At 63.3% G+C, this 12,289-nt stretch carries 9 protein-coding genes; 2 read left to right on the top strand and 7 right to left on the bottom strand.

Features of this window, described 5'->3' with window-relative positions; all coding sequences use genetic code 11:
• Positions 1–13 precede the first annotated feature (13 nt).
• The 5 genes from P3T16_RS07860 to P3T16_RS07840 form a co-directional block, all read right to left on the bottom strand.
• Positions 14–430, bottom strand: a complete 417-nt coding sequence (locus P3T16_RS07860) for a MarR family winged helix-turn-helix transcriptional regulator (protein ID WP_429256045.1) — start codon at positions 428–430, stop codon at positions 14–16.
• A 79-nt stretch (positions 431–509) separates the two neighbouring features.
• Complete coding sequence (locus P3T16_RS07855) at positions 510–932, bottom strand: MarR family winged helix-turn-helix transcriptional regulator (protein ID WP_429342047.1); 423 nt, start codon at positions 930–932, stop codon at positions 510–512.
• Positions 933–1,018: 86 nt separating this feature from the next.
• Entirely contained in the window at positions 1,019–1,909 is an 891-nt protein-coding gene (locus P3T16_RS07850) for a transglutaminase family protein (protein ID WP_429341809.1), read from the bottom strand.
• Complete coding sequence (locus tag P3T16_RS07845) at positions 1,906–4,524, bottom strand: circularly permuted type 2 ATP-grasp protein (protein ID WP_429341808.1); 2,619 nt, start codon at positions 4,522–4,524, stop codon at positions 1,906–1,908. The genes P3T16_RS07850 and P3T16_RS07845 overlap by 4 nt, the downstream gene beginning before the upstream one ends.
• A gap of 26 nt (positions 4,525–4,550) precedes the next feature.
• Positions 4,551–8,027: a DUF2126 domain-containing protein gene (locus P3T16_RS07840; RefSeq protein ID WP_429341807.1), complete on the bottom strand. Its 3,477-nt coding sequence runs from the start codon at positions 8,025–8,027 to the stop codon at positions 4,551–4,553.
• Between the two features lie 284 nt (positions 8,028–8,311).
• Here P3T16_RS07840 and P3T16_RS07835 point away from each other — a divergent pair, with 284 nt between their 5' ends.
• The gene (locus P3T16_RS07835; RefSeq protein ID WP_429341806.1) at positions 8,312–9,442 is read left to right on the top strand and encodes a zinc-binding metallopeptidase family protein; all 1,131 of its coding nucleotides are present in this window, start codon (positions 8,312–8,314) and stop codon (positions 9,440–9,442) included.
• 93 nt (positions 9,443–9,535) lie between these two features.
• Here the strand turns inward: P3T16_RS07835 and P3T16_RS07830 are convergent, their stop codons facing one another.
• The gene (locus tag P3T16_RS07830) at positions 9,536–9,946 is read right to left on the bottom strand and encodes a phasin family protein (protein WP_429341805.1); all 411 of its coding nucleotides are present in this window, start codon (positions 9,944–9,946) and stop codon (positions 9,536–9,538) included.
• 303 nt (positions 9,947–10,249) lie between these two features.
• Here P3T16_RS07830 and P3T16_RS07825 point away from each other — a divergent pair, with 303 nt between their 5' ends.
• A complete protein-coding gene (locus P3T16_RS07825) occupies positions 10,250–11,674 on the top strand; it encodes a cytochrome P450 (protein ID WP_429341804.1) in 1,425 nt (474 codons plus the stop codon).
• 27 nt (positions 11,675–11,701) lie between these two features.
• Here the strand turns inward: P3T16_RS07825 and P3T16_RS07820 are convergent, their stop codons facing one another.
• The gene (locus P3T16_RS07820) at positions 11,702–12,238 is read right to left on the bottom strand and encodes a carboxymuconolactone decarboxylase family protein (RefSeq protein ID WP_429256053.1); all 537 of its coding nucleotides are present in this window, start codon (positions 12,236–12,238) and stop codon (positions 11,702–11,704) included.
• Positions 12,239–12,289: the final 51 nt, after the last annotated feature.

The raw sequence follows: 12,289 nt of genomic DNA, 5'->3' as shown, positions 1-12,289 counted from the left end.
AATCTTCAAATCGCTAGTCTCGGGTCATGGCGAACAGTTCGCGTCGCAACGCTTCAGCACGCTCAGCGCCGAAGCGCTTTTCGAACTCTTCCTGCGCGGCATACCAGTGAACACGCGCCGCAAGGATCCGCGCTTCGCCGGCTTCAGTCAGACCAATCGACAGTTCGCGCCGGTCTGGTTCGAGCGCTTCGCTAAACACGAGTCCGTCGCGACGCAGCGGCTGGATCGCGCGTACCAGCGTCGTACGTTGCATCACCATCTCATCAGCAAGCTGCTTCATCGTCGCGCGGCGTGCGCGCCGGATTCGGCCCATGATCGAAAACTGCGTCGTCGTCAGACCCACCTGCGCGAGATGACGGTCGTAAAGCTGGGAGACATACCGGGCCGCCTGACGGATAGCGAAGCAGTCGTCTTCTGTCGGAAATGACATGGATACAGATTCCATCTACAAGTGCGTATGCACACATTTAGGCGAAACAACCGCGGGCGAAAGCATCGCTCGCGGCGCGTTATTCCGTGATGTCGAACAGTTCCGAGCGCAGCGCTTTTGCACGGGCCCGGCCGAATTTGCTTTCGAACTCGTCCTGCGCGGCACGCCAGGCAATGGCGGCCTGATCGAAGGTCTTTTCGCCCTTTTCGGTGAGACTGAACACAAAGGTACGACCGTCATGTTCGGCCGACTCGGTGACAACAAGCCCATCGCGTTGCAGCGGCTTCATGGCGCGCACGAGCGTGGTGCGGTCCATGACCATCGCGTCCGCCAGATCCATCATGGTCAGGTTCGGCGTGCGCGCGAGCTTGGCGAGAATCGTGAAATGCGCCGCCGTCAAACCCACGGGCGACAAATGCCGCTCGTATATCTGCGTGACATGCCTCGCCGCCTGACGCAGCGCGAAGCAGTTGCATTCATCGTAGGAAAGAGGTCGGTTCATGAGAGTCAGTGTATATGTGCATACGCACACTGTCAAGTATTTTTGCTGAACGGCCACGAGGCTGGTTGATTCCTGCGCCTGCAGGATCAAAGCGCCAGCACGCTCACACCCACCTCGACGCGGTGCGCGCCGCCGCCGAGGATCATCCCGCGCAGCAGCGACACATCGCTGTAATCGCGGCCGGTGGCAAGCGTGACGTGATCCATGTCGGCGAGCACATCGTTGGTCGGATCGAGATCGATCCAGCCGCTGCCCGGACAATAGACCGACACCCACGCATGGGAGGCATCCGCGCCGATCAGGCGTGCCTGTCCGGGCGGCGGATCGTTGCGCAGATAGCCACTTACGTAACGCGCCGGCAGGCCGAGCGAACGCAGGCAGCCGATCATCACCTGCGCGAAGTCCTGACAGACGCCTCGCTTCAATTCGAACGCCCGTTCGGCGGGCGTATCGAACATCGTCGCCGAGGGTTTGTATTCGAAGTCCGCGTGAATGCGATGCATCAGATCGACCGCGCCCGCGGCGATCGGCATGCCCGGCGGAAAGCTCGATAGCGCGTACTCGCGTAACGCGGGACGCAGCACGATATTCGGCGACGCGAAACAGAACTCCGTTTCTGGCCTGAACTGTCCGCCGACGCTAAAGCGCAGCCCATCCGCCACCGCATCCCACTCCGGGGTCGACTCAGGATCGAGCGACGTCCAGCGCGGCGTCAACTGCACCGTCGTTTCACTGACGAGTTGCAGGCGCTCGTGCGGCGTATCGAGCGCGAAATACAGCACGTCGTTACCAAATGCGTCGATGCGGCTATGCAAATAGGATGGCGTCGGCTCGATGCGTTCGGTGTGGTTCACGACGCGCTGCCACTCGCACGCGAGCGGCCGGATCGTGGCCAGATGCTGGGCCGTTTCGACGAACGTCGAATAGCGATAGGTCGTGCGATGCGAGACCGACAGCACGGCATGCGCGGCCGTCATGACGACACCCGCAAGGCCAGCGTATTTGCGTGACTGAAATAGCGCGCGCTGATTTCATTCGCCGCGAGCGCGACCAGCGCGTTCAGTTCATTGCACAAATCGACGAGTTCCGTATGGACGCCGTCCTCATCGGTGGCGCAGAGCTGTTCGAGCGTCGGCAGACTTTCGGTGGGCCGCATGAGGCCGGAGAACGTCGTGTGCCGCGAACTGCCTGCGGCGACCGATATCTCATCGAGCTTGCGGCACAGACGCTCATAGACGCCATACAGCCCACGCGGATTGGTCGGCTCGACCACCAGCAGGTCGAGCAGCGCAGGCACCTCCAGCCGGCCCGGATAAAGCGAGCGATACGTCAGCGTGCTGTCGAAAAGTTGTAGCAGCAGATCGAAGCCCGCGGGCGTCGCGAGTTGCTGCCCCTCGGCGACGACGCGCAGATACGCCGTCATCGCCGACACGCGCTCGATATGTCGTCCGACGAATAGCAGACGCCACGCTTCATCGCGCGTCATACGGTCGCCCTGCGCACCGCTGATCGCGGACAGTTGCGTCGAAAGATGTTCGAGCGCGTTAATCAGAGTGACGCGATCGTAGCGGTCATGACGTCCAGCCTGCCCGGCCGCAAAAAGGGACAAAGACGCTGGCGAAAACGAAGAAGGCGTCAGCGTCGTCAACGCGTCGCGGAAATCATTGCGCGCGGCAACGATCGTGCGCCAGTGGTCGCTCGAGAGACGGCCGCGAATCTCGCCGCTCGCGCGCGCCTGCGACGCGAGATTCTGACCGACGCTGGCCGCGCCCGTGTGCTCATTCAGGTTCGCCACCAGCGTGCGCTCGAACGCCTGCGGCGAACGCTGTGCGAGCAGGTCGACCGCCGGCACGAGGCCGCTCTGCAGCGCGAGTTCGACGAGCGTCGAAAACATCGTGTCGGTGTCGTTGCTTTCCAGCGAGCCGAGGATCAGGCGCAACAGGCGCACGTTGTTTTCCGCGCGTTCGCCGTAACGTCCGGACCAGAACAGGTTCTCCGCGGCGCGGCTCGACACCGTGCGATGCTTGCGCGAAAGGTCGCCTGGTTTAATCGGCGAAGGCAACAGCGAAAACGTCGAGAGCGGCTGGCTCGACAGCACCCATGTATCGACGCTGCTGCCGCCGAACTGCATCGACACCGTGCTTTGACGTTCAGCGGCAAGACGCGTGAAGCCGCCCGGCATCACATGCCACACGCCGTTGTAATCGGCGATCGCGAACACACGCAGCACCGAAGGCCGGTTGCCAATCGTGCCGTCTTCATAGCGCGGCGTGCAGGAATAGGGCAGCGGTTGCTGGACCGTGAACGCGTCCGGCATCGTCTCAATGCGTTCGCGCCACACGTCGAGCCGCTGCGCGCCCAGCGCCATGCCAGGCGGCCCGTCGCGCTGCGATTCGGGCCACGTCGGCACGAGAAACGCTGCATCCTGCTGGGCGAAGACATCCGCGCGCGCGGCGTCTTCGCCGCACCACCACGTGGGCACATCGGGCAATACGAGTTCTTCGTCGAGCAGCGCATCCGCGATGCCCGCCATGAATCCATGCAGCGCCGGCGATTCGGCGAAACCCGCGCCGGGCACATTCGATACCACCACGTTGCCGGCCCGCATCACCTGAAGCAGACCGGGCACGCCAATCGTCGAATCGGCACGCAGTTCAACCGGATCGCAGAACGCGTCATCGAGCCGGCGCAGCACGACGTGCACGCGTTCCAGCCCTGCGAGCGTCTTCAGGAACAGCATGTCGTCGCGCACCGTGAGGTCCTTGCCCTCGACCAGCGTCACGCCGAGATAGCGCGCAAGAAACGTATGTTCGAAGTACGTTTCGCTATACGGCCCCGGCGTGAGCAGCGCGATATGCGGCGCCTCGTCGTGACCGGCGCGCATCGTGGCGCGCGCCAGCCGTGCGAGCGTGCCGACCAGTTGCGAGAACGACGAAGCGAGGCGGCTCACACGCATCGTACGGAACGGATCCGTGAAGAGGCCCGACACGATCATCCGGTTTTCGAGCGCGTAGCCGAGGCCGGACGGTGCTTCCGTGCGATGCGCCATCACGGTCCACCCGCCGTTCGGCGCACGTGCCAGGTCGATGGCGACGAACTGCAGATACTGGCCGCCCGGTGGCACGTAATCCTTCACCGCGCGCAGATAGCCCGGATGACCGAATACGAGCGCGGGCGGCAACAGGCCGCGCTGCAGCAGCGTCTGCGGACCGTAGACATCCGCGACGATCGCGTTCAGCAGGTGCGCACGCTGCGTGACGCCGCGCTCGATCTCCGCCCATTCCGCTTCATCGATCAGGAATGGCAGCAGGTCCAGCGACCACGGACGCGACTCGCCATTGTCCGCGTAGACGTTGTAGCTGATGTCGTTGTCACGGATCTGCTGGGCGATGGAAGCTGCGTCCTGATCGAGGTCCGCAACGCCCTCCTCGCCGAGCAGCTCGAAAAACCGGCGCCACGGCTCACGCAGCGTCCCTGACGCGTCGCGCATCTCGTCCCAATGTCCCTCGCGAACGGGCAGCGCGCGCAGGACCGCGAGCGCGTCGGCGAGGCCCGCGTTCGGCTCGAAGGGAAAAGTCGATTGAAAAGCCAAGATCGTGTCGCGTGTTGTTTTTCAGTTCACCAGTAGCGTAGATCCAGCGTGAAGGGAAATTCAAGGCTGCGCTGCGGCGCTTCGACGGAAAGCGGCCCCGGTGTATGGCCGATCGTGAAGAAGCGCGCGCGTCGCCGGCTCTCGGCTTCGTACGCGTTCACCGGGAACGTCTGGTAGTTGCGTCCACCCGGATGAGCGACATGATACTGGCAACCGCCGATGGAGCGCCCTGTCCACGTATCGACGATGTCGAAAGTGAGCGGCGCATCGACGCCAATCGTCGGATGCAATGCCGACGGTTGCGACCACGCACGAAAGCGCACACCCGCCACATGTTCACTGACGCGTCCTGTCGGTTGCATCGGCAGAGGCACGCCATTCACCGTGATCACGTGACGGTTTTCGTTCAGCCCGAGCGCACGCACCTCGATCCGTTCCACTGACGAATCGACATAGCGCACGGTGCCGCCGGGCGAACCTTCTTCGCCCATCACATGCCACGGCTCGAGCGCGCTGCGAATCGTCAGAGAAATGCCGCTCGTCGTGATTTCCCCGACCAGCGGGAAGCGGAACTCGAAGTGCGGCGCGAACCACGACGGGTCGAACGCGTAACCGGCCGCGTTGAGGTCGGAAAGCACATCGTCGAAATCCATCTGCACGAAACTGCCGAGCAGGAAACGGTCGTGCAGTTCCGTGCCCCAGCGCGTGAGACGCGTCGTGTACGGTTTGTCCCAGAAGCGCGCGACGAGCGCCCGCAGCAGCAGTTGCTGCACGAGGCTCATGCGCGCGTGCGGCGGCATTTCGAAGCCGCGCAGTTCCAGCAGGCCAAGGCGGCCGGTCGGGCCATCGGGCGAATACAGCTTGTCGATGCAGAACTCGGCGCGGTGCGTGTTGCCGGTCACGTCGATCAGGATATTGCGCAATGCACGGTCGACGAGCCACGAGGGCAACTGCCAGCCATCGCGTCCACCGAGCCGGTCGATCTGACGTTGCAGTTCGAGAAACGCCAGTTCAAGTTCATAGACCTGATCATTGCGCGCTTCGTCGACGCGCGGCGCCTGACTCGTCGGTCCGATAAACAGCCCGGAAAACAGGTACGAAAGCGAAGGATGGTTGTGCCAGTACGCGATCAGGCTCGACAGCAGGTCCGGGCGGCGCAGGAACGGACTGTCGGCGGGCGTCGCGCCACCCAGCACGAAGTGATTGCCGCCGCCGGTGCCGGTATGGCGGCCATCCAGCATGAATTTCTCGGTCGACAGATACGTTTCGTGCGCCGACTGATACAGGTATTCGGTGTGATCGACGAGCTGGTCCCAGTTCGACGCCGGATGGATATTCACTTCGATCACGCCCGGATCGGGCGTCACCTGCAGCATCTTCAGACGCGGGTCACGCGGCGGCGGATAGCCTTCGATAATGACCTTCATCTGCAATTCGGCCGCAGTGGCCTCGATCGCGGCGAGCAGGTCGAGGTAGTCGTCGAGCACGGTGAGCGGCGGCATGAAGACGTGCAGCAGCTTGCGTCCGCTGCCGAATTTCTCCGCCTCCACTTTCGGGCCCGCCGCGCGCGCCGGATCGCGTGCTTCGACACACAGCGCCGTGCGCGTCATCCAGCTCGCGGATTCGCCACGCTCGGGCATGCGCTCCGCGGCGCGCGCCCACGCGGCGGCGTCGCCATCGCCCTCGCCTGCGGGACCGCCTTCGTGCGACGCGCCGTTGTCCGCGCCGAACGCAGCGGCTGTCGCCGGCGCGACCGGTTTGCCTGTGAAACCCGCTTCGTATTGCATCCGCAACTGCGTAGCCGACCGCAACGGCGCAGGCGGCGCAAACGGATCGTGCGTGTGCTGCCACGGGTAATCATTCGACGACACCCACGGCAGCGATTCCAGTGGCAGCCGGTAGCCCATCGGCGAATCGCCGGGGATCAGATACATCCGCTGGTCGCGGAAGAACCACGGCCCGCTCGCCCACTTCGGCCCGTTCAGCGGCGTGTGGCTCGCGCGCGCCAGCGGCAGCACGTAGCCGGTCACGCTGGAAAGCCCCGCATCGAACACGCGACGTAGACGCACACGTTCGAGTTCGTCGTCCAGCTCCGATTCGAACGGGTCGACGTTCACCGGCAGGCGACGCTCGCGCCACAGGTAATACCAGGTGTCCTCGTAGCCGGGCTGGATCGTCTTCGCTTCGAGCGACAGCTTGCCGGCCAGATGATGGATAAAGCGCTGCGCGTCTTCCGCCGTATAACGGCCCGGGTCGCGTTCGTCGGCGAAGAGCGACGGATCCTGCCAGCACGGCTCGCCGTCGGCGCGCCAGTAAAGTGACATCGCCCAGCGCGGCAACTGCTCGCCCGGATACCACTTGCCCTGCCCGATATGCAGGAAGCCATTCGCGCCGTAACGCGTGCGCAGCTTGTCCATCAGCGCGACCGCGTAGCCGCGTTTGGTCGGCCCGAGCGCGTCGGTGTTCCATTCGGCCGCATCGCGATCGCGCACGGCAACGAAAGTCGGCTCGCCGCCCATCGTCAGACGCACGTCCATATCGGCGAGTTGCTGGTCGACCTGCGCGCCCATCTGCAGCACGTCGGTCCACACTTCTTCCGTGTAAGGCTTCGTCACACGCGGCGTTTCCAGCACGCGCTGGATCGTCATCGTGTGCTCGAACTCGACTTCGGATTCGTCGACCGCGCCCGAAATCGGCGCGGCGCTACCCGGCTCCGGCGTGCACGCAACGGGAATATGCCCTTCGCCCGCGAGCAGCCCGGACGTCGGATCGAGCCCGATCCAGCCCGCGCCCGGCAGATAGACCTCGCACCACGCGTGCAGGTCAGTGAAGTCGACTTCGGTGCCGCTGGGGCCGTCGAGCGATTTCGTATCGGGCGCGAGCTGAAGCAGATAGCCGGACACAAACCGCGCCGCCAGGCCCAGCTGGCGCAGCGTTTCCACCATCAGCCAGCCCGAGTCGCGGCACGAGCCCGACGCGTTCACGAGCGTCTCTTCCGGCGTCTGCACGCCTGGCTCCATCCGGATCAGGTAGCGGATATCGCTTTGCAGACGCTGATTGAGCTCGACGAGGAAATCGGCGGTCTTACGCGGCGTCCGGTCGATGCTCGCGACGAATTCCGCGAAACGCGGCGTCGGCTCGCGTTTCGCGCGGTACGGAGCGAGTTCGAGCGCGAGGCCCGGATCGTATTCGAAGGGAAATTTTTCCGCGGACGGTTCGAGGAAGAAATCGAACGGGTTGTAGACCGCCATCTCCGCGACAAGATCGACGGTTATCCTGAACTCGCGCGTCTTCTCGGGAAAGACGAGCCGCGCCTGATAGTTGGCGAACGCGTCCTGCTGCCAGTTGGTGAAATGCTCTTCCGGGTCGACCCGCATCGAATACGACAGAATGGGCGTTCGACAGTGGGGCGCCGGCCGCAGCCGCACCACCTGCGGCGAAAGTGCGACCGGACGGTCGTAACGATAATGTGTGACATGGGTCAACGCGACACGTATAGACACACCGGACTCCTGCGCAAGGGATGGCAGCCGCAAAAAGCAAGCTTCATGCCGTTTGTTGTGAGACCTCTTGGCCCCGCCCGACAAGGCGGGACGACCTGACCGAACAGATTCATACGACGCGACCGGCGCATTTCCGGTCCGCGCACCAAAGCGGCGCAGCGCTCATGCCCCATCATGCACATAATGCGTGAGAAAGAAATGTTCGGCGACAGGCGCGGCACGGAGATTGCGTCGATGACGCTTTCCGTCGCGCCTTCCCGCGTCCCACCTCTTCAGCGACATCCATGAAAACCTTCCATTGCAACCGGTGCTCACAGTTCGTCTTCTTCGAGAACGTGCTGTGCGAGCGCTGCAACGCGTTGCTCGGCTACGTGCCGGAGCTAAGCGAAATCAGCGCCTTCGAGGACGCGGGCGATGGCCAGTGGCGCAGCCTGCATCCGCGTGCCGGGGGCGCGTTGTACCGGCAATGTCACAACTATGAGGTCGAGAAAGTCTGCAACTGGATGATTCCGGCCGGTTCCGAGGACACGTTGTGCGCCGCCTGCCAGTTGACGCAGACCATTCCCAACCTCAGCGAGCAGGACAATCGCCTGTACTGGTTTCGCCTTGAGAACGCGAAGCGGCGGTTGCTTTACACGCTGGCATCGCTGGGGCTGGAGGTCGAATCACGGCAAAGCGACCCTGACCATGGGCTGGCGTTCGAATTCCTCGAAGATGGGGGCGATGGCGAGCGGGTCATGACTGGCCACGACAACGGCCTGATCACGCTGAACATCGCCGAGGCCGACGACGCGCACCGCGAGCGCGTGCGCAGTGCCATGGGCGAGCCGTATCGCACGCTGCTCGGGCATTTCCGGCATGAGAGCGGTCATTATTTCTTCGACCGGCTGATCGACGGAGGCAAGTGGGTCAAGCCGTTTCGCAAGCTGTTCGGCGACGAGCGGGCCGATTACGGCGAGGCGCTCGATGCCTACTATCAAAGCGGGCCGCCTGCCGACTGGAGCAACGCATATATCAGTGCGTATGCAACCATGCACCCGTGGGAGGACTGGTCCGAGACGTGGGCGCACTACCTGCTGATTGTCGATGCGCTGGATACGGCCGCGTCGTACGGTCTTGCGCTGCTGCCCGACGACCCTGATGAGCCGACGCTCACCGACGCGACGCCCGTTGAGGATGCGAGCTTCGATAACCTGATCAGGCGCTGGTTTCCGTTGACCAACGTGCTGAACAGCCTGAACCGGAGCGTCGGCGTGGCCGATGGCTATCCGTTCACACTGGCGACGGCCGTCATCGACAAGCTGCGCTTCGTGCATCGGGTGATCGTGGCGTCGGCGGTAAAGGACACGGCGCCCCCGAAGAAGGCAGTCCTCTCGCGGACGCCCCGTACCGCTGCGGCGCCGGGGAAGTCATAAGCCCATCAACCCATCAACCCATAAGAAAAGGGCCGCGACAGTCAGACTGTCGCGGCCCTTCCCTGTCGCCTGTTTCGAGGTGGGTGCGCGAGGCTACTTCTTCTGCTGCATCAACGTCCTCAACTCCTCGACGTTTTCCTCCACGCGCTTCTGGATCACAGCATACGACTCCGCCTGCGACTGATACGCAGCCTGCGCCAGTTGTTGCATGTTCGCGAGTGCCTTATGCAGCGTCTGCTGAACAAGTTCGGCCGCCTGAGGCGACGCGCCGCCGCCTGCTGTGGCCAGCGCCTGGAGTTCGCTCAGCGTCGTGCGCAGCATTTCGCCCTGCTTCTGCGCGAGCGACTGCATGCCCTGAAAGGCCGTCTGGTTGGCCGTGACGAGCGCCTCGACGTCCTTGCGCCGCGCTTCCATGATGGCGGGCACGTCGAAGCCAGGCAGTTTGAACTGCTCGAGCATTTTGGTGAATTCGCCAAACGGATTGGCGGTGTCAAATTTTTCCATGCTGGATCCTCCCGGGATTCGTGAACACACAGCCAGACGCGGACATTCAACCTGACCTGCCCGCACATACCGGCCGACCTTTGACATGACATGGCGCGCCGCCCTGAATCCCGATGCCTGCCGGGTAACGGGGACACGTCCCCGGATCATGCGCTTTCTGCCCGCGTTGCGCCAGCGAACGATTCCTGGACGGCAGCGCACACTGCATGGCGGAGACGGTCGGCATTCAAGGCTCAATGCACTATCCTCTGTAACTGGAGCGACGCGCCAGACACCCAGGCGGCGCCATGAGAGGGCCTGAATATGGATGCAGCGACGAGTAATGCGACCCGCATGCGGCGTGTCGCCGATCTGCCTTGCCCAAAGGGCTTGCCGCTGATCGGCAACCTGCATCAGCTTGCACCGGCGAAACTTCATCTGATCCTGGAGCGCTGGGCGGAAGAACTGGGTACGCCGTTCAGATTCCAGATCGCCGGGATGCCCGTCACCGTCTGGACCGATACCGAGCTTTGCCAGACCATCATGCGCGAGCGTCCGCACCGCTATCGCCGGTATGCGACACTCGAATCGACGCTGGAGGAAATCGGCTGCAACGGCCTCTTTTCCGCCGAAGGGGCGGCGTGGGAGCCGCAGCGGCGGCTCGTGATGCAGGCGCTTTCCATTCCGCATATCAAGGCGTTCTATCCGACGCTCAGCGCGATCACCGAACGCCTGCGCGTGCGTTGGGCACGGGCTGCTGAGCAGGGCAGCGTCGTCGAGATGACGGAGGACCTGAAGCGTTATACGGTGGACGTGACGAGCGCACTCGCGTTCGGCGAGGACCCGCATACGATCGAGAAAGACCGTGGCGTGATTCAGGAGCACCTCGCGCTGATCTTCCCGATGCTGATGACACGCATCAACGCGCCCTTCCCCTACTGGCATTACGTGAAGCTGCCGCGCGACCGGCGTGTCGACCGTGCGCTGGTCGAAGTGCATCGCTATGTGCGTCAGATGATGGAGCGCGCACGCGAGCATATGCGCGACGATCCGGCGGAAACGCCGCGTCATCTGCTTGAAGCGATGCTGATGATGCGCGACAAACCAGATTCGGGCATCACCGACGACCAGGTCGCCGCCAACGTGCTGACCCTTCTGCTGGCGGGCGAAGACACTACGGCCAATTCGATCGCATGGGCCCTGCTCTATCTCGCCAACGACAAGCCATTGCAACAGCGTATGGCCGATGAAGCGCGCGGCGTGCTGGGCACATCGCCCGTATGTCCGGACTATGGCGCGTTGAAGTCGCTGGATCTGTTCGAAGCGGTATGTACCGAAGCGAGCCGTTTGAAGCCGGTTGCCGCGGTGAACTCGTTCGAACCGCTGGAAGATGTGTGTCTGCAGGACGTGGTGCTGCCGACCGGTTCGAAGCTTTTTTTCCTGAACCGTCCCGCGATGCTCGATGCACGCAATTTTGCAGAGCCGCTGAAATATGATCCGGACCGCTGGTTGCACCAGCGCGATCCGTCCCAAGGTGCGCATGACATGCGTGCCTATCTGCAGTTTGGTGCGGGGCCGCGAGTGTGCCCGGGGCGACATCTGGCGAGCGTCGAAATGCGGCTTGTGCTGTCGATGCTGATGTCGAATTTCACCGTCGAACTGGCGGTCGACCCGGACACCATCGAAGAAATCTCTGCTTTTACGATGGTGCCCAGTTCGATGCCGGTGAAGCTGGCAGTGCGGCCTTAAGTGCTGCGGCCGCTTTAACGCGGCGTGTTACGCAACCGCCGGGAAGTCGAGCGTCGTGTCGTTCACGCGGTTCACGAGGTTCGTGAACGTAATCGACGCCACCGCCAGACAGATTTCGATCACCTGGCGTTCGCTGTAGCCTGCATCACGCACCGCGTCGAGCTCAGCGGCGGGCACGGTGCCACGCGTATCGACCAGCGTGCGAACAAAGCGCACCAGCGCGTCGCGCTTTGCGTCGCCGGTTGCATCGCCTGCGCGGACCTGCTTCATTGCGTCCTGTGAAAGACCCGCAAACTTGCCCATTAGCGTATGGGCGGCAATACAGTAGTCACAGCCTGCGATTTCGCTGACGGCAAGCTTGATGGTTTCAACGTCGGCCTTTTCGAGGCTGCCGTGCGAGATAACGCCGTCGACGGCGAGCATCGCACCGAGTCCTTCGGGGCTGTGCGTGCCGATGGTGGCGTAAGCGTTCGGCACCTTGCCGGCGGCCTTCCTGATCGCGGCGAACAGGTCGGCGGTAGCGCCGGTGGCTTCGTTAGGGTTGATAGCGGAAAGACGTGACATGATTGGCTCCATGAGTGTTGGGTTTCGTCTGCTAGCCATGTCATATGGCAT

It is taken from the genome of Paraburkholderia sp. GAS42 (assembly GCF_050436565.1).
GTDB lineage: Bacteria > Pseudomonadota > Gammaproteobacteria > Burkholderiales > Burkholderiaceae > Paraburkholderia.
This window is presented reverse-complemented; position numbering and strand designations above follow the sequence as displayed.